The following is a 21,358-nucleotide window of genomic DNA, read 5'->3' on the forward strand; positions in this document are numbered from 1 at the left end:
TCAACTGCGGCGCTGGTAGGCGCGCAGCGCCAGCGGGAAGAACACCACCGCGATGGCCGCCGCCCACAGCAGGGTGTGCACCACCGGACCCTGCACCGGGCCGCCGACCAGCAGCGCCCGCATCGCGTCGACCAGCGAGGTCACCGGGTTGACCTTCACCCAGGCCTGCAGCCAGCCGGGCATCGAGGAAACGCTGACGAAGGCGCTGGAGGAGAAGGTCAGCGGGAACATCACCACGAAGCCCAGCATCTGGACCTTCTCGGCGTTCTCGGCGACCATCCCGACCAGCACCATCATCCAGGACATGGCCAGGGCGAAGACCACCATCAGCGCGACGGCGCCGACCACCCCGGCCACCCCGTCCGGGCGGAAGCCGAGGGCCAGGCCGAGGCCCAGCATCAGCAGCATCGACCAGACCTGCTTGCCCAGGTCGGCCGCCACCCGTCCGGCCAGCGGCGCGGACCGGGCGATCGGCAGGCTGCGGAGCCGGTCGAAGACGCCCTTCTGGATGTCGCTGTTCAACCCGACCGCGGTGGTCAGCGTCGCGAACAGGCCGTTCTGGACCATGATCCCGGCCAGCGCGAACTGCAGGTAGGCATGGGTGGACCCGGACATCTGGCCGCCGAACACATAGGTGAACAGCAGCAGGAACATGATCGGCTGGACGCTGAGGTCCATCAGTTCCATCGGGTTGTGCTTGATCTGCACCAGATTGCGCCAGGTCAGCGTCGCGGTGTGCTGCAGCCCGGCGAGCAGGCCGACCCGGCCGGCGGGAGCGGTGGGTGCGGTGAGCGTTGCGGTGGCCATGGTCAGACTCCTGCCTTCACGGTGGCGGCCTCGGATCCGGCGTCCACGCCGGGTTCGGTCTCGTCGGTCACCGCGGTGCGGTGGCCGGTCAGGGTGAGGAAGACCTCGTCCAGGCTGGATCCGCGCAGCGACAGCTCGCTGACCACCAGCCCGGCCTGCTCCAGCCGGGCGACCACGGCCGGCATCAGCGCGACGTCCCGTACCGGAGCGCTGACCAGCCCGTTGGGGGTCATCTCGGTGCCGGTCCCGGCCAGCGAGGCGACCACTCCGTAGACCAGCTCCAGCTGCTCGGCGCGCTGCGGCCGCAGCTCCAGCACCTGACCGCCGACCTGGGCCTTGAGCGCGTCCGGGGTGCCCCCGGCGATCACCCGGCCCTTGTCGATCACCACGATCTCGTCGGCCAGCTGGTCCGCCTCCTCCAGGTACTGCGTGGTCAGCAGGACGGTGACGCCCTCGCCCACCAGTCCGCGGACGATCTCCCAGAGCTCGTTGCGGCTGTGCGGGTCGAGCCCGGTGGTGGGCTCGTCCAGGAACAGCACCTGGGGCCGGCCCACCAGCGAGGCCGCGAGGTCCAGCCGGCGCCGCATCCCGCCGGAGAAGGTGCCCGCGGCCCTGCCGCCCGCCTCGGTCAGCGCGAAGCGCTCCAGCAGTTCGGCGGCGCGCTTCCTGGCGTCCGGCCGGGACAGTCCCAGCAGCCGGCCGATCATCAACAGGTTCTCGAACCCGGTGAGCATCTCGTCCACCGCCGCGTACTGGCCGGTGAGCCCGATCTGGGCGCGCACGGCGGGCGCCTGCCGCACCACGTCCAGGCCGCCGACCAGCGCCCGGCCCGCGTCCGGGCGCAGCAGCGTCGCCAGCACCCGCACCGTGGTGGTCTTGCCGGAACCGTTGGGCCCCAGCAGCCCGAGCACCGTTCCGGTGCGGGCCGCGAGGTCCACCCCGTCCAGTGCCCGAGTCTCCTTGAAGGATTTCACCAGGCCCTCGGCCTGGAACGCGTAGCTCATCGGGTCTCCCCCGTCGTCGTGCCGTCACTGTGTCCGCCACTGACGATCCACCCCGGCACTGACATCCGGCTGAGACGAATCTCTCGCCACTGACAGGCCGCTGACACGCACGTGAACGCCACCCGCACCGACAATGGACAGGTGCCGACCACGCTCGAAGCCCAACGCCGCGCTGACGCGTCCCCCTTCGTCGACCTCGTCCGATCGGAGTGGAGCGCGCTCCATGAGCGCACGCCGCTCCCGCTGACCGCCGACGAGGTGGAACGGGTCCGGGGCCTCGGCGACGTCATCGACCTCCAGGAGGTCCAGGACGTCTACCTGCCGCTGTCACGGCTGCTCAACCTGTACGTCACCGCGACCGGACGACTGCGCGGCGCGCTCAACGCCTTCCTGGACAGCAACGAGCACACCCACACCCAGCCGGGCACCCCGTTCGTGATCGGCGTCGCCGGCAGCGTCGCCGTCGGCAAGTCCACGACGGCCCGGCTGCTGCAGGCGATGCTGGCCCGCTGGCCGGAGCACCCCCGGGTCGAGCTGGTCACCACCGACGGCTTCCTGCTGCCCAACGCCGAACTGCGCAGCCGCGGGCTGATGGCCCGCAAGGGCTTCCCCGAGTCCTACGACCGCAGGGCGCTGACCCGCTTCGTGGCCGACGTGAAGTCGGGCAAGGAGGAGGTCACCGCACCGGTTTACTCGCACCTGGTCTACGACATCGTCGAGGGCGAGCGGCTGACCGTGCACCGCCCCGACATCCTCATCGTCGAGGGCCTCAACGTGCTCCAGCCGGCGCTCCCCGGCCTGGACGGCCGGACCCGGGTGGCGGTCGCCGACTTCTTCGACTTCTCGATCTACGTGGACGCCCGCGCGGACGACATCGAGCGCTGGTACCTGGAACGGTTCCGCAAGCTCCGCGAGACCGCGTTCCAGGACCCCACCTCCTACTTCCGCCGCTACGCGGAGGTCCCCGAGGACGAGGCCATGGACTACGCCCGCCAGCTCTGGCGCACCATCAACCGCCCCAACCTGGTCGAGAACGTGGCCCCCACGCGGGGCCGCGCCAGCCTGATCCTCCGCAAGGGCGCCGACCACAAGGTCCAACGCGTCCGCCTGCGCAAGCTGTGACGAGTTCCCCGCGCCCCTTGTGTTTTCAGGGGCGCGGGGCTGTGCTTTTTCACCTGCGTGCGCGAACAGCAACCCGCTACAGCGGCAGAGCCGTCCGCACGACCTCGGCCAACCGCTCGGCGACGGCATGAACCTGCTCGATGTCCGCAGCCTCGACCATCACCCGCACCAACGGCTCGGTCCCGGAGGGCCGCAGCAGCACCCGCCCCGCAGACCCCAACTCCGCCTCGGCCGCGGCCACCGCCCTGCGCAGCGTCTCATCGGTGGACGCCCGTGCCTTGTCCACGCCCTTGACGTTGATCAGCACCTGCGGCAGGCAGGTCATCACTCCCGCCAGGTCCTTCAGCGACTGCTTGGTCGCGGCGACCCGAGCCGCCAGCATCAGCCCGGTCAGCGTCCCGTCCCCGGTGGTCGCGTGGTCCAGGAAGATCACATGGCCGGACTGCTCGCCGCCCAGGTTGTACCCGTGCTCCTTCATCGACTCCAGCACGTAGCGGTCGCCGACCGCGGTCTGCACCAGGTCGATCCCCTCCCGCTCCATGGCCAGCTTGAAGCCGAGGTTGGACATCACCGTGGCCACCACGGTGTTCTTGGTCAGCGTCCCGGACTCCCGCATCGCGCAGGCCAGCACCGCGAGGATCTGGTCGCCGTCGATCTCGTTGCCCTCGGCGTCCACCGCCAGGCAGCGGTCGGCGTCGCCGTCGTGCGCGATGCCCAGGTCCGCGCCGTGCTCCAGCACGGCCGCCCGCAGCGGCGCCAGGTGGGTGGAGCCGATGCCGTCGTTGATGTTGAGCCCGGTCGGGTCGTCCCCGATGGTGTGCAGCACCTCGGCCCCGGCCCGGCGGAAAACCTCCGGGGAGACCTTGGCCGCCGCCCCGTGCGCACCGTCGATGACCACCTTCAGGCCGTCGAGGCGGTTGGGCAGCACCGACAGCAGATGCTGCAGGTACTGCTCGAAGCCCTCCTCGTGGCTGCGCACCCGGCCCACGGCCTCTCCGGTGGGACGCGCCCAGGCGTGCCCCTCGAACCGCTCGTACTCGGCCTCTATGGCGTCCTCGACCGCGTCGTCGATCTTCTGGCCGCCGCGGGCGAGGAACTTGATGCCGTTGTCCGGCATCGGGTTGTGGCTGGCGGACAGCATCACGCCGAGGTCCGCGTCCAGCACGTCGGTCAGGTAGGCGACGGCGGGCGTCGGCAGCACGCCGACCTTCAGCACGTCCACCCCGCAGCTGGCCAGGCCGGCGATGACGGCGGCCTCCAGGAACTCCCCAGAGGCGCGCGGGTCGCGGCCGACCACGGCCACCGGACGGTGCCCCTCGAAGGCGCCGGCGTCACCGAGCACATGCGCTGCGGCCACAGAAAGGCCCAGCGCCAGCTCGGCGGTGAGATCCACGTTCGCAAGCCCGCGCACGCCGTCCGTGCCAAACAGTCGTCCCACTTGGTCAATCCTCCGCGGCTCAGTCAACCCAGATCAGAAGTCCATCAACGCATCACGCCCCGGGAGCACATGGTGTGCTCCCGGGGCGTGACAGTCCAGCTCCGGCCGCGGGCTCCGACATTCCGGAGGACCATGCGGCGCGAGGCGGGGAGGCTTAGCGCTTGCTGTACTGCGGCGCCTTGCGAGCCTTCTTCAGACCGGCCTTCTTGCGCTCGACGGCGCGCGGGTCACGGGTCAGGAAGCCGGCCTTCTTCAGGGCCGGGCGGTTCGCGTCGACGTCGACCTCGTTCAGCGCGCGGGCGACGCCCAGGCGCAGGGCGTAGGCCTGACCCGAGATGCCGCCGCCGTTGATGCGGGCGATGATGTCGTAACGGCCGTCCAGCTCAAGGAGCTTGAAGGGCTCGTTCACGATCTGCTGGTGCACCTTGTTGGGGAGGTACTCCTCCAGGGTGCGACCGTTGATCTTCCAGACACCGGTGCCGGGGACGATGCGCACGCGGGCGATCGCCTCCTTGCGGCGGCCCAGACCGGCGGCCGGAACGGCCTCGGCGAAGCGGCCCACAAGGGACTCGGTGGTGTACTCGGTGGGCTCCTCGACCTCAACCTCGAAGGTCTCGTCGACCTCGAGCGGGGTCTCGGCAGTGGTCTCGGCCACGGTTCTCCTCAGCTGCGTTTCTGTTTTCGGGGTGTGGCCGGTGTTACTGCGCGACCTGGGTGATCTCGAACGGCACCGGACGCTGGGCAGCGTGCGGGTGCTGGTCGCCCGAGTAGACCTTCAGCTTGGAGAGCATCTGACGGCCCAGGGAGTTCTTGGGGATCATGCCCTTGATGGCCTTCTCGACGGCCTTCTCCGGGTTCTTCTCCAGGAGGTCGTCGTAGCGCACGGAGCGCAGGCCGCCCGGGTAACCGGAGTGGCGGTAGGCCAGCTTCTGGGTCTTCTTGTTCCCGGACAGGTGCACCTTGTCCGCGTTGATGATGATGACGAAGTCACCCATGTCAACGTGCGGCGCGTACACCGGCTTGTGCTTACCCCGGAGGAGGTTCGCGGCCTGAGAGGCCAGGCGGCCGAGAACGACGTCTTGAGCGTCGATAACGAGCCACTGACGCTGGACGTCGCCGGGCTTGGGGCTGTACGTACGCACGGTCGTAGCCTTCGCTTTTCAGTGAGTGTGTCCTGACAGGACCACCCGGACGATCGGAAGCAGCCGAGACGCACTTCCCCGGACGCAATCGGATGGGCGCGTCGCTGCTTATCGGCCCGGTGGACCGGCGTACCGACCTCTCACGTGAGATGGAGCGAGCCAATACGCACAACGAACTCGCAGGATACCGGGACGGAGCCGTACGGGTCAAAATCGCCCGGTCGAGCACCGCGGTACCCCGCAAGCCGTCGTCCAGTCTACGTCCTTTATCAAGGTCATCGGTCCCGCGTAACCCGGCCCTCGTCCCAGACCGGCTCCGGCGCCTCGTAGACCCGGCCGTCAGAGCCGAAGACCACGAAGCGGTCGAAGCTGCGGGCGAACCAGCGGTCGTGGGTCACCGAGAGCACCGTCCCCTCGAAGCTCTCCAACCCCTCCTGGAGCGCTTCCGCGCTGTCCAGGTCCAGGTTGTCGGTGGGCTCGTCCAGCAGCAGCGCGGTGGCGCCGGAGAGCTCCAGCCGCAGGATCATCAACCGGGCCTGCTGGCCGCCGGAGAGGTCCTGGAACCGGATCTCCTCCTGGTGATGCAACTCATAGCGGCGCAGCACGCTCATCGCCGCCTTGCGGTCGATCGCGTGCTCGGACTCCAGGATCTCCCTGGTGGTCCGCCCGAAGAGCTCGGGGTGGGCGTGGGTCTGCGCGAAGTGGCCCGGGACCACCCTGGCGCCCAGCCTCCAACTGCCGGTGTGCGCCACCTCCTCGCCCGCCAGCATCCGCAGGAAGTGCGACTTGCCGGAGCCGTTGGAGCCGAGTACGGCGACCCGCTCGCCGTAGAAGACCTCCAGGTCGAACGGTTTCATCAGCCCGGTGAGCTCCAGCTTCTCGCAGGTCAGCGAGCGCACCCCGGTACGGCCGCCGCGCAGCCGCATGGCGATGTTCTGCTTGCGCGGCGGCTCCGGCGGCGGGCCGGCCTCCTCGAACTTCTTCAGCCGGGTGACCGAGGCCGCATAGCGCGAGGCCATCTTGGGGCTGCGGGCCGCGTAGTCGCGCATGTCCAGCACCAGCTTCTTCAGCTGCTCGTGCTTCTCGTCCCAGCGGCGGAGCAGTTCGTCGAAGCGGGCGAAGCGCTCCTCACGGGCGGCGTGGAAGGTGGCGAAGCCGCCGCCGTGCACCCACACCTCGCTGCCGTCGATTCCCGCCTCCACGCTGACGATCTTCTCGGCGCTGGCCGCCAGCAGCTCCCGGTCGTGCGAGATGAACAGCACCGTCTTGGAGGTGCTGCGGATCTGCTCCTCCAGCCAGCGCTTGCCGGGGACGTCCAGGTAGTTGTCCGGCTCGTCCAGCAGCAGCACCTGGTCGGGGCCGCGCAGCAGCGCCTCCAGCACCAGCCGCTTCTGCTCACCGCCGGAGAGGGTGTTCAGGCCGCGCCACTGGGCCCGGTCGTACGGCATGCCCAGGGCGGCGGTGGTGCAGACGTCCCAGACGGTCTCGTACTCGTAGCCGCCGACGTCCGCCCAGTCGGAGAGCGCCTGGGCGTAGGCGAGCTGGGTCTTCTCGTCGTCCTGCGCCATCATCGCCAGCTCGGCGGCGTCCACCGTCCTGGCGCCGGTGCGGATCCGTGGCGGCGCCACCGACACCAGCAGATCGCGTACCGAGGCGTCCGGCGGCAGCACATGGCCGTCGTCCTCCTGCGCCGCTCTGGTGTCGTCGGAACCGGCCTCGCCGCCGCGGCCGGTGGTCCCGACGAACTGGCGCATCACGCCCAGGCCGCCGCTGACGGTCACCGAACCGCCGTGCGGCTGCAGGTCTCCGGCGATCATCCGGAGCAGCGTGGTCTTGCCAGCGCCGTTGGCGCCGACCAGGGCGACCGCCGCGCCCTCCCCCACCCGGAAGGACACGTCGTCGAACAGCACCCGCCCGTCCGGCAGGTAGTACTCCAGGTGTGAAATCTCGACATGTCCCATGGTCGGTAATTCTCTGCCGAGCCGACTCCGGACCCAAATGGGTTTCCGTTCAGCGCACCGGCGCACCGGCTCGGACCTGCGCCAACACGGCCCTGGCCTGGCCGTCGGCCCCGGCCCGGTTGGGGTGGAACGGGACCGCGACGCTCAGGGTGTTCACCGACAGCGGCAGCAGCCCCTCGGTCCACCGCACGGTCGGGCTCTGGCACACGTCGTGCCCGATCGAGGGGGTGTAGGTGTCGACCAGCTCCGTCCCCCGGGGGTCCGCGGCGGCGGCCCCCGCCAGCATCGTGTTCACCGCCGCCAGGACCCGGTGCAGGTACGCCATGTCCTGGTCCTCGATCGGGACGTAGGGCCAGCAGCCGCCGTGCTCCGGGAACACCGCCAGGTAGTCCACCAGCAGCACCCTGGCCCGCGGGGCCCGCTGGTGGATCCCGGCCAGCACGCCCTCGACCACCCGCTGCTCGGCGGCGATCCGGTCGGTCATCGGGTCGTGCGGGCAGGTGGTGGTGGGCAGCGGCAGCAGGGCCAGGCAGCGCCCGATCAGGCCGATCAGGTCGAGGTCGTTGCCGCCGATCCCGACCGTCACCAGCTCGGTGTCCCGCCCCAGCCTGGAGAACTGCGGCGGGTTCACTCCGCCGAGCACCGGCTGGGGTCCGGTCATACTGCCGCTCACCGCTCCGCCGCAGGTCGCGTCCTTGAAGTCGGCCACCCCGAGCGCCGCAGCGACCTGGTGCGGATAGTCGTAGGACACCTGGGCGCAGCCGGCCGGGACGAAAGCGGCGGTCACCCCCGGCAGGATCGCGCTGTCCGCCTGGAAGGAGTCCCCGAGGGCCACGTAGGAGTGGTACCCGGGCACCGGCGACTGGGCCGCCGCCGGGCCGGTCACCGCGGCCGGCACCCACAGCAGGCAGCCGAGCAGGGTCGCGATCAGGCCTCTACGGCGCGGCATGCTGAACATGGTGTTGCTCCATCAGTTCTCCTGACCCCCAACGCCCCCACGACCCGCGCGAGAATAGACCCTCAGTCGGCGCACAGTACGTGCACAGAGGCGCTCGGCCGCCAGGTTCACTCTCTTTGGTGAACCACTCCGACCTGGGGGATGTCCCGGAATCAGCGAATCCCGTTATGCTCGCGGCCCATGAGCAACGGGCCCGCACCGGACAATGCCGCCAAGCCGCTCCCGCGCCGGGGCGCGGACACCCCTGGGCGCATCCCGACCCAGTACGGACCGGGAAACCCCGTCGCCGAGACCCTGACCGAGAGCCAGTACCGGGTCCGTCCGGGGGCGCCCAACCTGCCGATCCCCGAACCGCAGCGAGCCGCGGAACCCGACGGCGAACCGTCGCCGATGTCCTTCGCGGTACGGCCGGGCACCCCCGACGCGTCCGTGCACGAGGAGTTCCAGGCCATGCTGGACCGGCAGGAGGCCGCCTCGGCGCGCAGGCGCCGCCAGCTCTGGCTGGGCACGGCACTGGTGGCCGTGCTGGTCCTGGTCGGCACCGGGGCCACCCTGCTCACCACCCGGCCGGCCAAGCAGTCGGCCGCCGCCTCGCCGTCCGCCGCCGCGCCGACCGCCTCCGCCCCGGCGGACACCGCACCCGCGATCCCGGTGCAGCAGACCCCGACTGACACACCCTCACCCACGGCCGTACCGTCCGCCCTGGCGCCGACGACGGCCGTCGACCCGGCCACGCTGCTGGGTGCCGCAGCCACCGACACCGCACCGCTGAGTGCGGTGACGCTCTTCCCCGGCAAGAGCGTCACCGTCGACAACCATTCCTACACGCAGGCACTGACAACGGCCTCGGCCTGCGTCCCCGCGGTCACCCCCAACCTCGCCGCGGTGCTCACCAAGTACGGCTGCCGCAAGGTGTTCCGGGCCAGCTACGCGACCGGGACGACCGCGGTGACGGTCGGCGTCGGCGTCTTCGACAGCGCGGCCCAGGCGGCCGCGGTCAAGGCCCAGGCCACCGCGGGGAACCTGGAACCCCTGTCCGGCGGCGCCCTCCCGGCCTTCTGCCACGCCGTGGCCTGCCGACTGAGCGTCAACGCCTACGGCCGCTACGCCTACTTCACCGTGGCCGGCTACACCACCGGGAAGCCGGTCCCGGCCGCGGACACCTCGGCCCTGGCCGCCGGCACGGACATGGGCCGGATGGTCTTCGAGAACCTGCTCGCCCGGGCCAGGGGCGAGGCGACGGCGAAGAACTGACGGTGCGGGAGATCCGGCTCCGACCGGGACGGCGGCCTGCTAGCGGGGCGTCAGCACCCGCAGGTTCCGCGCCTCCCGGCTGCGCGCCGCCAGATCCCGGTCGGCCGGATAGCCGACCTCCTCCAGGGTCAGGCCGTACGGCCGCACCACGCTCACCGCCGAGTTCCGGACGCCGCCGGACAGCACCTCGCCCGGGAACCCCACCGGCCGCTGCCCACCGCCGACCAGCAGCATCGCGCCGACCAGGGCTCGCACCATGTTGTGGCAGAAGGCGTCGGCCCGCACCGTGCCGACCACCAGGCCGGGCAGTTCCGGGCCGAGCAGCGCGTCGCCCGGCAGCCGCTCCCAGGAGAAGTCCAGCAGCTCCCTGATGGTGGTCGCGCCCTCGCGCTTCTTGCAGTAGGCCGCGAAGTCGTGCTCGCCCACCAGCAGCCGGGCCGCCTCGTTCATGGCGTCCACGTCCAGCGGCCGGTCGTGCCACAGCACGTGCGCCCGCCGCAGCGGGTCGACGCCGGCCGGGTGGTCGCAGATCCGGTAGGCGTAGCGGCGCCACACCGCGGAGAACCGGGCGTCGAACCCGGCCGGGGCCTCGGCGACCCGCCAGACCCGGATGTCGCCCGGCAGCCGTCCGGCGAGCCGGCGGCGCAGCTTCTCGCCCTCGGCCGCCCAGATGTCACCCGGCAGGTCGACATGGGCCACCTGGCCGCGCGCGTGCACCCCCGCGTCGGTGCGCCCGGCCACCGTCAGCGGGAAGACCTCGGGCTGCCGCAGCACCACCCGGATCGCGTCCTCCAGCTCGCCCTGGACCGTCCGCCGCCCGCTCTTCTGCTTGGCCCAGCCGGAGAACCCGGTCCCGTCGTAGGACAGGTCCAGCCGCACCCGGACGAAGCCCTCGGCAGCACCCTCGCGCCGGGGCTCCCGCTCTTCCACACACTCAGTCATCAAAGGCCCCGAAAGTTCGCAGTACGAGAACGGGCCCGCCCTCCCCGAAGGGAGAGCGGGCCCGCTGCGGAGGCGGTCAGGCCTCCTCGGTCTCCTCGACGGAGTCGACCGGAGCGGCGTCCTGAACCGGGGCGGCGTCAGCCGGCGCGGCGTCGACCGGGGCGGCAGCCTCGGTCTCCTTGACGGAGCGCTTGGTCGCAGCCTCGGCCTCGCCGACCGCGGTCTGGGCCACGGTCAGGGCCTCGACCAGCTCGATCACGGCCATCGGGGCGTTGTCGCCACGACGGGGACCGATCTTGGTGATGCGGGTGTAGCCACCGGGACGGTTCTCGTAGCGAGGACCGATCTCGGTGAAGAGGGTGTGCAGCACAGCCACGTCGGTGATGGTCTTGCGGACCTCACGGCGGTTGTGGATGTCACCCTTCTTGGCCTTGGTGATCAGCTTCTCCGCCACCGGGCGCAGGCGGCGAGCCTTGGCCTCGGTGGTGGTGATCCGGCCGTACTGGAAGAGCTCGCGGGCCAGACCGGCCAGCAGCAGACGCTCGTGGGAGGGACCGCCACCGAGGCGGGCACCCTTCGCGGGGCGAGGCATGGTGTCTCCTTGGATCTCCGACCCCCGGCCGTACCAGGTACCGGGGCGGGCGTACGGGCACTGTTGCCCGGACGACTTGGTTGCACAGCCTTCAAGGGTACGGGACCGCCGGGGCGGTCCCGTACCACTCGATCAGGCTCAGTACTGCTCGGTCTCCGCGAAGCCCGGGTCGTCGTCGTCGGCGCCGAAGGCGTCGGCGGCGGCGGTCGGGTCGAATCCGGGCGGGCTGTCCTTGAGGGCCAGGCCCATGCCGGCCAGCTTCGCCTTGACCTCGTCGATCGACTTCGCACCGAAGTTGCGGATGTCGAGCAGGTCGGCCTCGGAGCGGGCGACGAGCTCACCCACGGTGTGGATGCCCTCGCGCTTGAGGCAGTTGTACGACCGAACGGTGAGCTCCAGCTCCTCGATCGGCAGGGCGAGATCGGCGGCCAGGGCGGCGTCCGTGGGGGACGGGCCCATGTCGATGCCCTCGGCGTCGATGTTCAGCTCGCGGGCGAGGCCGAACAGCTCCACCAGGGTCTTGCCGGCCGAGGCCATGGCGTCACGGGGACGCATGGCGGGCTTGGTCTCGACGTCGACGATGAGCTTGTCGAAGTCGGTACGCTGCTCGACTCGGGTCGCCTCGACCTTGTAGGTGACCTTCAGCACCGGGCTGTAGATGGAGTCGACCGGGATCCGGCCGATCTCCTGGCCCGACTGCTTGTTCTGGACGGCGGAGACGTAGCCGCGACCGCGCTCGACGGTCAGCTCCATCTCCAGCTTGCCCTTGCCGTTGAGCGTGGCCAGGACCAGCTCGGGGTTGTGCACCTCGACACCGGCCGGGGGCGCGATGTCGGCGGCGGTGACCAGACCCGGGCCCTGCTTGCGCAGGTACATCACGACCGGCTCGTCGTGCTCCGAGGAGACGACCAGCTGCTTGATGTTCAGGATGAGGTCGGTGACGTCCTCCTTGACGCCCGGCACGGTGGTGAACTCGTGCAGGACACCGTCGATCCGGATGCTGGTGACAGCAGCGCCGGGGATCGAGGAGAGCAGGGTGCGGCGGAGCGAGTTGCCGAGGGTGTAGCCGAAGCCCGGCTCCAGCGGCTCGATCACGAACCGGGAGCGGAACTCGTCGACGACCTCTTCGGTCAGCGACGGACGCTGAGCGATCAGCATGAGGTGAATCCTCCAGTTAGATCTTCGGCACCCACTATTTGATGCCGACGAAAGCAAGGATACGGCCCCCGAGCGAACAGGGGCCGTATCCGAGTACTACCGCTGCTTCAGAAGCAGCCGTGCGTCAGACGCGACGGCGCTTCGGGGGGCGGCAGCCGTTGTGCGGGGTGGGGGTGACGTCCTGGATCGAGCCGACCTCCAGGCCGGTGGCCTGGATGGAGCGGATCGCGGTCTCGCGGCCGGAGCCCGGACCCTTCACGAAGACGTCGACCTTGCGCATGCCGTGCTCCTGGGCGCGACGCGCGGCGGCCTCGGCGGCCATCTGCGCGGCGAACGGAGTCGACTTGCGGGAGCCCTTGAAGCCGACGTGGCCCGAGGACGCCCACGCGATCACGTTGCCCGAGGGGTCCGTGATGGAGACGATGGTGTTGTTGAACGTGCTCTTGATGTGCGCGTGGCCGTGAGCGACGTTCTTCTTTTCCTTGCGGCGGATCTTCTTCGCGCCGGCAGCCTGACGACCCTTGGGGGGCATAAGTCTGTTTCTCCTACTGAGGTGGTCGGTCCGCTAGCCCAGCGGGCCGGATTCAAGTCCGGTGTTGGGGCGGACTACTTCTTGCCGGGCTTCTTCTTGCCGGCAATCGCGCGACGCGGACCCTTGCGGGTACGGGCGTTGGTGTGGGTGCGCTGACCGTGGACCGGCAGGCCGCGGCGGTGACGCAGACCCTGGTAGCAGCCGATCTCGACCTTGCGGCGGATGTCAGCGGCGACCTCACGGCGGAGGTCACCCTCGACCTTGAAGTTGGCGTCGACGAAGTCGCGCAGCTTGACCAGGTCGTCCTCGGTGATGTCGCGAACACGGATGTTCGGGTTGACACCGGTCTCGGCGAGGGCGAGCTTCGAGCGGGTACGGCCGATGCCGTACACGTAGGTGAGGGCGATCTCGATCCGCTTTTCGCGGGGGAGATCAACGCCGGCGAGGCGTGCCATGAATGTGGCTCCTGTGTTCCTTCGGAGGTCTGACGCGATGCCTCTCCTTCGACTCTCGTCGAGGGAGCCCCGGCCTCCGGACCGAGGGTGGCAGTCCGCTCATCGTTTCCGACGAACGGATCGGGCATCCCGCTTCATGTTGTTTTTCGCGTCGCGCGAAGAGTTACGACCCGTGAAGGGAAGTGATCAGCCCTGACGCTGCTTGTGGCGCAGGTTCTCGCAGATCACCATGACCCGACCGTGACGGCGGATCACCTTGCACTTGTCGCAGATCTTCTTGACGCTCGGCTTGACCTTCATGGGATTCAGGTTCTCCGGGTCGAGCGCGCCGCGAGTGCACGCGGCGCGAGATCTGCTTCTTGCTTACTTGTACCGGTAGACAATTCGACCGCGGGTCAGGTCGTACGGGCTGAGCTCGACGACGACCCGGTCGTCCGGGAGGATGCGGATGTAGTGCATACGCATCTTGCCGCTGATGTGGGCGAGGACTTTGTGCCCGTTCTGCAGCTCTACCTTGAACATGGCGTTCGGCAGAGACTCGATGACGGTGCCCTCGATCTCGATGGCGCCTTGCTTTTTGGCCATGTCCTGCGGGTATCGCCTTCCGGGGTTCGACTACCGTAGTCGGCACTCACGCAGGGACCGCTAAGTCCACCCTCGCCACAACGGACGAAGGCATGCGGGAGCAAGCTACGAGTGAGCCGACACAGCAGTCTACGTCAGCGGACAAGCGATCGCGAAATCCGTCAATCCCGGCGTCGCCCGCCCTGCACCCTCATCCCCGCTCCTCATCCCCGCACCGTCAGCCCAGCGGGTCGGGCGCCGCGGTGATGCCCAGCTCGGCCAGCTTGGCCCGGCCGCCGTCGAAGGCGGTCAGCACCAGCGGACCCTCCTCGGTGACGGCGATGGAGTGCTCCCAGTGCGAGGACCAGGTGCCGTCGTTGGTCTTGACGGTCCACTCGTCGGCCAGGGTGTGCGTCTTCGGGGTGCCGAGGCTGACCATCGGCTCGATGGCGATGGCGAAGCCGGGCACCAGCTTCATCCCCCGGCCGCGCCGGCGGTCCACGTAGTTCAGCAGGTGCGGGTCCATGTGCATGGCCGAGCCGATGCCGTGGCCGCCGAAGTCCTCGATGATCCCGTACTTGCCCTTGGGCGGAAGCGGCTGGCGCCGGATGTAGGACTCGATGGCCCGGCTGATGTCGGACAGCCGGTTGCCCTTCTTCACCTGGGCGATGCCGGCCCACATCGAGTCCTCGGTGACCTGGCTGAGCCGCAGCAGCTCCTCGGCGTGGCCGCTGCCGACGAAGCAGGTGACGGCCGCGTCGCCGTGCCAGCCGTCGACGATGGCGCCGCAGTCGATGGAGATCATGTCGCCGTCGGCCAGCACCCGCTCGCCGGGGATGCCGTGGACCACCTCGTCGTTGACGGAGGCGCAGATCACACCGGTGAATCCGTGGTAACCGAGGAAGTTGGAGGTGGCGCCGTGGTCGGCGATCACCTTGGCCGCGATGGAGTTCAGCTCACCAGTGCTGATCCCCGGTGCCACCGCCTCCCGGCACGCCTTCAGCGCCTCGGCGACGACCAGGCCCGCCTCCCGCATCTTCCTGATCTGCTCGGGGGTCTTGATCTCAACCATGCACTCTCGCCTTCCAGTACCACGGGTTCTCTGCATTCGCTGCCGCCCGCCATCCACGGTACGGCCCTGCCGCGCAACGCGCGTCGGCCGTGACACCCGTCAGGGCGTCACGGCCGGCGTGCTCGTTCGAAGGGGTCAGCCCTCGTCGTCGTTCTTCCGCAGCGCCTCGATCGCGCGCCGGGTCACCTCGTCGACCGTGCCCAGCGCCGAGATGGTCGTGACCAGATCCTGCTTCTGGTAGTACTCGATGATCGGCTCGGTCTCCGTGTGGTAGACCTCCAGCCGAACCCGCACCTTGTCCTCGGCGTCGTCGGCGCGCTGGTACAGCTGCCCGCCGCACTCGTCGCACACACCCTCGGCCACGGGGGGGTGGTACTCCACGTGGAAGATGTGTGCGTTGTCGTTGCGGCAGACCCGCCGACCGGCGATCCGGCGGACGACCTCGTCCTCCGGGACCTCCAGGTCGAGCACGCCGTCGAGCTCGATGCCCCACTCCGCCAGGATCTCGTCCAGCGCAGCCGCCTGGGCCACGTTGCGCGGGAAACCGTCCAACAGGAAGCCGCCGGCGGCATCGGGCTGGGCCAGGCGGTCCTTGGCCATGCCAATGGTCACCTCGTCGGGTACCAGCTTGCCCGACTCCATGATGCTCTTGGCAGCGAGACCGAGCTCGGTGCCCTGGCTGATGTTGGCGCGGAAGAGGTCACCGGTGGACACATGGGGAATGGACAGGGTCTTGGCCAGCAGAGCGGCCTGAGTACCCTTCCCGGCCCCAGGCGGCCCGACGAGGACAATACGCATCAGCGGAGGAACCCTTCGTAGTTGCGCTGCTGGAGCTGGCTCTCGATCTGCTTCACAGTTTCAAGGCCGACACCAACAATGATGAGGATGCTCGTACCGCCGAACGGGAAGTTCTGCGACGCCCCGAACAACCCGAGTGCGACCAGCGGCACCATCGCGATCAGGCCCAGGTACAGCGAGCCCGGCCAGGTGATCCTCGTCAGCACGTAGTTCAGGTATTCGGCCGTCGGGCGGCCCGCCCGGATGCCCGGGATGAAGCCACCATACTTCTTCATATTGTCGGCAACTTCTTCGGGGTTGAAGGAGATGGCCACGTAGAAGAAGGCGAAGAAGACGATCAACAGGAAGTACAGCCCGCCGTAGAGCGGCTTGTCGCTCTTGACCAGGTTCGTGTCGATCCACTGGGCCCATCCGGCGGTGCTTCCGCTCAGCTGGACGATCAGGCCCGGGATGTACAGCAGCGAGCTGGCGAAGATGACCGGGATCACACCGGCCTGGTTGACCTTCAGCGGGATGTAGGTCGAGGTCCCGCCGTAGGCCCGCCGCCCGATCATGCGCTTCGCGTACTGCACCGGGATCCGGCGCTGTGCCTGCTCCACGAAGACCACCAGGGCGACCATGGCCAGACCCATGATGATCACGAAGGCGAAGGTGGCCCAGCCCTTGCTGGCCTTGATGGACCACAGCGAGGACGGGAAGCCGGCCGCGACCGAGGTGAAGATCAGGATCGACATGCCGTTGCCGATGCCCCGGTCGGTGATCAGCTCACCCAGCCACATGATGACCACGGTGCCCGCGGCCATCGTGATGACCATGGTCGCGATCCTGAAGATGCTCTGGTCCGGGACGATCTGGGTGGTGTCGCAGTTGACGCTGCCGAACAGGGCACCGGTCGAGGCGGTGGCCACGATGCCGGTCGCCTGCAGGATCGCCAGGGCGATGGTCAGGTAGCGGGTGTACTGCGTGATCTTGGTCTGACCGGCCTGGCCCTCCTTCTTCAGAGCGTCCAGGCGCGGGATCACCACCGTCAGCAGCTGAAGGATGATGCTGGAGGTGATGTAGGGCATGATGCCCAGCGCGAAGACGGTGATCTGCAGCAGAGCGCCACCACTGAAGAGGTTGACCAGGCCGAGCAGCCCGTTCCCGCTCTTCGACGAGGCACTCACACACGCCTGGACGGCCTTGAAGTTCACTCCGGGGACGGGGATGTGGGCACCCATCCGGAAGACGACCATGATGCCCAGCGTGAACAGCAGCTTCTTGCGCAGGTCGGGCGTCTTGAACGCCCGGGCGAACGCGGTGAGCACGGTGCCTCCTGCAGCTCCCTGCCGAGAGCGGCGGGAGGGACGGTGGTTCTGGGCCCGCTACGAGTGCAACAGGGCCGGAAGACGGTGGGTGTGCCACCGTTCGGCAACGGCTCACGGACAGAGTCTGCGGCCAACCTACAAGTGGACTCCACGGACTCTAACAGTCCGTGGCCACTCGAATGAAGCGCGTTGCCCGCACAGCTTGGACCGGCACCCGGGTCGGCACGCCGAAAGGCCCGGTTCCCCCCTGCGAACAGGGGGGAACCGGGCCTTGAAGGCCTGTCAGGTGAGAACTCAGATGAGCTCGGTCACCGAACCGCCGGCAGCGGTGATCTTCTCCGCGGCGGAGCCGGAGACGGCGTCAACCGAAACCTGCAGCGCGACGGTGATCTCACCGGTGCCGAGCACCTTGACGAGCGAGTTCTTGCGAACCGCACCCTTGGCGACCAGGTCCTCGACGGTGACCTCGCCACCCTCGGGGTAGAGCGCACCGAGCTTGTCCAGGTTCACCACCTGGAACTCGACCCGGAACGGGTTCTTGAAGCCCTTGAGCTTCGGCAGGCGCATGTGAAGGGGCATCTGGCCACCCTCGAAACGCGCCGGCACCTGGTAGCGGGCCTTGGTGCCCTTGGTACCACGACCAGCGGTCTTACCCTTGGATGCCTCACCACGACCGACACGGGTCTTGGCGGTCTTGGCACCCGGGGCGGGACGCAGGTTGTGGATCTTCAGCGGGTTCTGCTCCGCCATTTAGTCCACCTCCTCGACCGTGACGAGGTGGCGGACGGTCTGGGCCATCCCGCGGATCTCGGGACGGTCCTCCTTCACGACCACGTCGTGCATGCGCTTGAGACCAAGCGAACGCAGGGTGTCACGGTGGTTCTGCTTGCTGCCGATGTAGGACTTGGTCTGGGTGATCTTCAGGCGAGCCATTACGCAGCCCCCTGCCCAGCCGCACGCGCACGCAGCAGGGCTGCGGGAGCGACGTCCTCGAGCGGCAGGCCACGGCGGGCCGCGATCTCCTCGGGGCGCGAGAGGCCCTTCAGAGCGGCGACCGTGGCGTGCACGATGTTGATGGCGTTGTCGGAGCCCAGGGACTTCGACAGGATGTCGTGGACGCCGGCGCACTCGAGCACGGCGCGCACGGGACCACCGGCGATGACACCGGTACCCGGCGAAGCCGGCTTGAGCAGGACGACGCCCGCGGCCTTCTCACCCTGGATGGGGTGCGGGATGGTGCCCTGGATGCGGGGAACCTTGAAGAAGTTCTTCTTCGCTTCCTCGACACCCTTGGCAATGGCCGCGGGAACTTCCTTGGCCTTGCCGTAACCGACACCTACGGTGCCGTCACCATCGCCCACCACGACCAGCGCGGTGAAGCTGAAGCGACGACCACCCTTGACAACCTTGGCGACACGGTTGATCGCGACAACACGCTCGACGTACGCGGTCTTCTCGACGACGGGAGCGCCGTCACGACCATCCCGCTTACGGTCACGCCGCTCGCCACCGCCGGTGCCGCCGCCGGCGCCGCTACCGCGGCGCTGGGGTCCAGCCATTGGATTTACCTCTCTCGTTTACGTCCGCCAGCTTGGGCGAGCGGGTCAGAAGTCGAGCCCGGACTCACGGGCGGCGTCCGCCAGGGCGGCGATGCGCCCGGCGTACTGGTTGCCCGCGCGGTCAAAGACGACCGACTCGATGCCGGCGGCCTTGGCGCGCTCGGCGACCAGGGCTCCGACCTTCTTGGCCTGCTCGGTCTTGTCACCGTCGACGCCCTTGATGGACACGTCGAGGGTGGACGCCGAAGCCAGCGTGTGGCCCGCGAGGTCGTCGATCACCTGCGCCACGATGTGGCGGTTGGACCGGGACACGACCAGGCGCGGACGCACCGGCGTACCGGAGACGCGCTTGCGGACGCGGATGGCGCGGCGCTTGCGGGCGGCAGCCTTGTAGGCGTTGCCCTTGCCGATCTTCACACTGAGGCTCATGAGTTACTTACCACTCTTTCCGACCTTGCGGCGGATGACCTCGCCGGCGTACTTGACACCCTTGGCCTTGTACGGGTCGGGCTTGCGCAGCTTGCGGATCTTGGCCGCGACCTCACCGACCTGCTGCTTGTCGATGCCGTCCACGTGGAACTTGGTGGGCGACTCGACGACGAAGGCGATGCCTTCGGGGGCCTCGATCACGATCGGGTGGCTGTAGCCGAGCGCGAACTCCATGGAGGAGCCCTTCGCTGCGACTCGGTAGCCGACGCCGCTGATCTCGAGCGACTTGCGGTAGCCCGCGGTCACGCCGGTGATCATGTTCGCCACCAGCGTGCGAGTCAGGCCGTGCAGGGCCTTGGACTGACGCTCGTCGTTGGGGCGGGTGACGAGCAGAGTGCCGTCCTCACCCTTGGCGATGTCGATCGGCGCGGCAACGGTGTGGGCAAGGGAACCCTTGGGGCCCTTGACCGAGACCGTGCGGCCATCGATGGTGACGTCCACGCCGGCGGGAACCGGGATGGGCAGCCGTCCAATGCGAGACATTGCTGTACCTCCGTTTCCCTGAGTTACCAGACGTAGGCGAGGACTTCCCCACCCACGCCCTTCTTGGCTGCCTGCTGTCCGGTGAGCAGACCAGCGGAAGTGGAGATGATCGCCACTCCCAGGCCGCCGAGCACCTTCGGCATAGCGGTGGACTTGGTGTAGACCCGCAGACCCGGCTTGGAGATCCGCTTGATGCCCGCGATCGAGCGCTCGCGGTTGGGGCCGAACTTGAGGTCGACGGTCAGCTTCTTGCCGACCTCGCCCTCCTTGGGCTCCTCAACCTTCCATCCCGTGATGTAGCCCTCCTGCTGGAGGATCTCGGCGATGTGAGTCTTGATCTTGCTGTGGGGCATCACGACAGTGTCGTGGTAGGCCGAGTTCGCGTTTCGCAGACGCGTCAGCATGTCTGCGATCGGGTCGGTCATGGTCATGATGGCCTGTGGCCTCTCTCACCGCGGTTTCCCGAAGCGCGCAGCCCGGGGTTGAACCAGAGCGGGCGCGGCGCGGGGACCTACGGTGTAGTAAGACGAATCAGGGGCGCAGGGCCCCGACCTCACCACCTTACGGGACTCCTCACGGAGTTCCCAAAACGGCGGCCAGGCCGGCGGCCCTGCTGACCCAGAGTTCCTGGACTACCAGGAGCTCTTGGTGACACCCGGCAGCTCGCCGCGGTGAGCCATCTCACGAAGGCAGACGCGGCAGAGGCCGAACTTGCGGTACACGGAGTGCGGGCGACCGCAGCGCTGGCAGCGGGTGTAACCCCGGACGCCGAACTTCGGCTTGCGCTCCGCCTTCGCGATGAGGGACTTCTTCGCCATGTGCTCAGTTCTCCTTGAACGGGAAGCCAAGGGCACGCAGCAGCGCCCGGCCCTCGTCGTCGGTCTGGGCAGTGGTGACCACCGTGATGTCCATGCCCCGCTGCCGGTCGACCTTGTCCTGGTCGATCTCGTGGAACATGACCTGCTCGGTCAGACCGAAGGTGTAGTTGCCCTTGCCGTCGAACTGCTTCGGCGACAGACCGCGGAAGTCGCGGATGCGCGGGAGCGCGAGCGACACCAGACGGTCCAGGAACTCCCACATGCGGTCCCCGCGAAGGGTGACGTGGGTACCGATCGGCTGGCCCTCACGCAGCTTGAACTGCGCGATGGACTTGCGGGCCTTGGTCACGGTCGGCTTCTGGCCGGTGATCGCGGTGAGGTCCTTGACCGCACCGTCGATCAGCTTGGAGTCGCGGGCGGCGTCGCCCACACCCATGTTGACCACGACCTTGACCAGGCCGGGGATCAGCATGACGTTCTCGTACGAGAACTGCTCCTGCAGCTGACCCTTGATCTCGGAGCGGTAGCGCTCCTTGAGACGGGGGGTCACCTTCTCAACAGAGGTGTCGGTCATCAGATGTCCTCACCGGTTCGCTTGGCAACGCGGATCTTGTTGCCCTCGTCATCGAAGCGGTAACCGACGCGGGTGACGACCTTCTTGCCGTCCTTCTCCACGACGAGCTGAACGTTGCTCACGTGGATCGGGGCCTCAGTGGTCACGATGCCGCCGGTCTGGGCACCACGGGCGGTCTGGCCGACCTTGGTGTGCTTCTTGACCCGGTTGACACCCTCGACCAGGACGCGGTTCTCAGTGGGGATGGCCTGGATGACCTTGCCCTGCTTGCCCTTGTCCTTGCCGGTGATGACCTGGACCAGGTCACCCTTCTTGATCTTCATGCTGTT

General features: G+C 68.6%; 28 protein-coding genes. 2 read left to right on the forward strand and 26 right to left on the reverse strand.

Annotation, left to right across the window (positions count from 1 at the left end; genetic code table 11):
* Complete coding sequence (locus IF29_RS0107845; RefSeq protein ID WP_030251507.1) at positions 1–807, reverse strand: ABC transporter permease; 807 nt, start codon at positions 805–807, stop codon at positions 1–3.
* A gap of 2 nt (positions 808–809) precedes the next feature.
* Entirely contained in the window at positions 810–1,811 is a 1,002-nt protein-coding gene (locus IF29_RS0107850) for a daunorubicin resistance protein DrrA family ABC transporter ATP-binding protein (RefSeq protein ID WP_037594632.1), read from the reverse strand.
* Between the two features lie 141 nt (positions 1,812–1,952).
* Here IF29_RS0107850 and coaA point away from each other — a divergent pair, with 141 nt between their 5' ends.
* Positions 1,953–2,933, forward strand: coding sequence for a type I pantothenate kinase (gene coaA, locus IF29_RS0107855; RefSeq protein WP_030251512.1), 981 nt, complete (start codon positions 1,953–1,955; stop codon positions 2,931–2,933).
* A 76-nt stretch (positions 2,934–3,009) separates the two neighbouring features.
* Here the strand turns inward: coaA and glmM are convergent, their stop codons facing one another.
* The 5 genes from glmM to IF29_RS0107880 all read right to left on the reverse strand — a co-directional run bounded on the left by glmM (position 3,010) and on the right by IF29_RS0107880 (position 8,423).
* Complete coding sequence (glmM, locus tag IF29_RS0107860; RefSeq protein WP_030251515.1) at positions 3,010–4,371, reverse strand: phosphoglucosamine mutase; 1,362 nt, start codon at positions 4,369–4,371, stop codon at positions 3,010–3,012.
* Positions 4,372–4,525: 154 nt separating this feature from the next.
* A complete protein-coding gene (rpsI, locus tag IF29_RS0107865; RefSeq protein WP_030251518.1) occupies positions 4,526–5,026 on the reverse strand; it encodes a 30S ribosomal protein S9 in 501 nt (166 codons plus the stop codon).
* A gap of 43 nt (positions 5,027–5,069) precedes the next feature.
* A complete protein-coding gene (gene rplM / locus IF29_RS0107870; protein ID WP_030251521.1) occupies positions 5,070–5,513 on the reverse strand; it encodes a 50S ribosomal protein L13 in 444 nt (147 codons plus the stop codon).
* 275 nt (positions 5,514–5,788) lie between these two features.
* A complete protein-coding gene (locus IF29_RS0107875; RefSeq protein ID WP_030251524.1) occupies positions 5,789–7,474 on the reverse strand; it encodes an ABC-F family ATP-binding cassette domain-containing protein in 1,686 nt (561 codons plus the stop codon).
* Between the two features lie 49 nt (positions 7,475–7,523).
* The gene (locus IF29_RS0107880) at positions 7,524–8,423 is read right to left on the reverse strand and encodes an SGNH/GDSL hydrolase family protein (protein ID WP_037594651.1); all 900 of its coding nucleotides are present in this window, start codon (positions 8,421–8,423) and stop codon (positions 7,524–7,526) included.
* Between the two features lie 189 nt (positions 8,424–8,612).
* Between IF29_RS0107880 and IF29_RS43300 the strand changes: the two genes are divergently transcribed.
* Entirely contained in the window at positions 8,613–9,686 is a 1,074-nt protein-coding gene (locus IF29_RS43300) for a hypothetical protein (protein ID WP_051725038.1), read from the forward strand.
* A 39-nt stretch (positions 9,687–9,725) separates the two neighbouring features.
* Here IF29_RS43300 and truA read toward each other — a convergent pair whose 3' ends face one another.
* From truA to rplX, 19 genes are all read right to left on the reverse strand, one after another.
* Positions 9,726–10,628, reverse strand: coding sequence for a tRNA pseudouridine(38-40) synthase TruA (truA, locus tag IF29_RS0107890; protein WP_030251532.1), 903 nt, complete (start codon positions 10,626–10,628; stop codon positions 9,726–9,728).
* A 76-nt stretch (positions 10,629–10,704) separates the two neighbouring features.
* Positions 10,705–11,220 carry a 50S ribosomal protein L17 gene (rplQ, locus tag IF29_RS0107895; protein ID WP_030251534.1) on the reverse strand — a complete coding sequence of 172 codons (516 nt, stop codon included), beginning with the start codon at positions 11,218–11,220 and terminating at the stop codon, positions 10,705–10,707.
* Positions 11,221–11,358: 138 nt separating this feature from the next.
* On the reverse strand, positions 11,359–12,378 hold the full coding sequence (locus tag IF29_RS0107900) for a DNA-directed RNA polymerase subunit alpha (protein WP_030251536.1): 1,020 nt from the start codon (positions 12,376–12,378) through the stop codon (positions 11,359–11,361).
* A gap of 124 nt (positions 12,379–12,502) precedes the next feature.
* Complete coding sequence (gene rpsK / locus IF29_RS0107905; RefSeq protein ID WP_030251538.1) at positions 12,503–12,910, reverse strand: 30S ribosomal protein S11; 408 nt, start codon at positions 12,908–12,910, stop codon at positions 12,503–12,505.
* Between the two features lie 74 nt (positions 12,911–12,984).
* Positions 12,985–13,365, reverse strand: a complete 381-nt coding sequence (gene rpsM / locus IF29_RS0107910) for a 30S ribosomal protein S13 (RefSeq protein ID WP_030251540.1) — start codon at positions 13,363–13,365, stop codon at positions 12,985–12,987.
* Between the two features lie 186 nt (positions 13,366–13,551).
* Positions 13,552–13,665 carry a 50S ribosomal protein L36 gene (gene rpmJ / locus IF29_RS0107915; RefSeq protein ID WP_009740505.1) on the reverse strand — a complete coding sequence of 38 codons (114 nt, stop codon included), beginning with the start codon at positions 13,663–13,665 and terminating at the stop codon, positions 13,552–13,554.
* Positions 13,666–13,728: 63 nt separating this feature from the next.
* Entirely contained in the window at positions 13,729–13,950 is a 222-nt protein-coding gene (infA, locus tag IF29_RS0107920) for a translation initiation factor IF-1 (protein ID WP_003956442.1), read from the reverse strand.
* A 217-nt stretch (positions 13,951–14,167) separates the two neighbouring features.
* Positions 14,168–15,001, reverse strand: coding sequence for a type I methionyl aminopeptidase (gene map / locus IF29_RS0107925; RefSeq protein ID WP_030251547.1), 834 nt, complete (start codon positions 14,999–15,001; stop codon positions 14,168–14,170).
* A gap of 135 nt (positions 15,002–15,136) precedes the next feature.
* On the reverse strand, positions 15,137–15,799 hold the full coding sequence (locus IF29_RS0107930) for an adenylate kinase (protein WP_030251549.1): 663 nt from the start codon (positions 15,797–15,799) through the stop codon (positions 15,137–15,139).
* Entirely contained in the window at positions 15,799–17,106 is a 1,308-nt protein-coding gene (gene secY / locus IF29_RS0107935) for a preprotein translocase subunit SecY (RefSeq protein WP_030251552.1), read from the reverse strand. Before secY ends, IF29_RS0107930 begins: the two co-directional genes overlap by 1 nt.
* Positions 17,107–17,400: 294 nt before the next feature.
* Positions 17,401–17,856 (reverse strand): 50S ribosomal protein L15, encoded by a 456-nt coding sequence (gene rplO / locus IF29_RS0107940; protein WP_030251554.1) that lies wholly within the window; start codon positions 17,854–17,856, stop codon positions 17,401–17,403.
* A complete protein-coding gene (rpmD, locus tag IF29_RS0107945; protein WP_030251557.1) occupies positions 17,857–18,039 on the reverse strand; it encodes a 50S ribosomal protein L30 in 183 nt (60 codons plus the stop codon). It lies immediately after the preceding gene.
* Positions 18,039–18,665 carry a 30S ribosomal protein S5 gene (gene rpsE, locus IF29_RS0107950; RefSeq protein ID WP_030251561.1) on the reverse strand — a complete coding sequence of 209 codons (627 nt, stop codon included), beginning with the start codon at positions 18,663–18,665 and terminating at the stop codon, positions 18,039–18,041. Before rpsE ends, rpmD begins: the two co-directional genes overlap by 1 nt.
* 45 nt (positions 18,666–18,710) lie before the next feature.
* Complete coding sequence (gene rplR, locus IF29_RS0107955; RefSeq protein WP_030251564.1) at positions 18,711–19,094, reverse strand: 50S ribosomal protein L18; 384 nt, start codon at positions 19,092–19,094, stop codon at positions 18,711–18,713.
* Between the two features lie 3 nt (positions 19,095–19,097).
* Entirely contained in the window at positions 19,098–19,637 is a 540-nt protein-coding gene (rplF, locus tag IF29_RS0107960) for a 50S ribosomal protein L6 (RefSeq protein ID WP_030251566.1), read from the reverse strand.
* A 23-nt stretch (positions 19,638–19,660) separates the two neighbouring features.
* Positions 19,661–20,068, reverse strand: a complete 408-nt coding sequence (rpsH, locus tag IF29_RS0107965; RefSeq protein ID WP_030251568.1) for a 30S ribosomal protein S8 — start codon at positions 20,066–20,068, stop codon at positions 19,661–19,663.
* Positions 20,069–20,269: 201 nt separating this feature from the next.
* Complete coding sequence (locus IF29_RS0107970; RefSeq protein WP_030251570.1) at positions 20,270–20,455, reverse strand: type Z 30S ribosomal protein S14; 186 nt, start codon at positions 20,453–20,455, stop codon at positions 20,270–20,272.
* 4 nt (positions 20,456–20,459) lie between these two features.
* A complete protein-coding gene (gene rplE, locus IF29_RS0107975) occupies positions 20,460–21,029 on the reverse strand; it encodes a 50S ribosomal protein L5 (RefSeq protein ID WP_030251571.1) in 570 nt (189 codons plus the stop codon).
* The gene (gene rplX, locus IF29_RS0107980) at positions 21,029–21,352 is read right to left on the reverse strand and encodes a 50S ribosomal protein L24 (RefSeq protein ID WP_030251573.1); all 324 of its coding nucleotides are present in this window, start codon (positions 21,350–21,352) and stop codon (positions 21,029–21,031) included. Before rplX ends, rplE begins: the two co-directional genes overlap by 1 nt.
* Between the last annotated feature and the right edge of the window lie 6 nt (positions 21,353–21,358).

The sequence above is a fragment of the Streptacidiphilus jeojiense genome (genome assembly GCF_000719095.1).
GTDB classification, from domain to species: Bacteria; Actinomycetota; Actinomycetes; order Streptomycetales; family Streptomycetaceae; genus Streptacidiphilus; species Streptacidiphilus jeojiensis.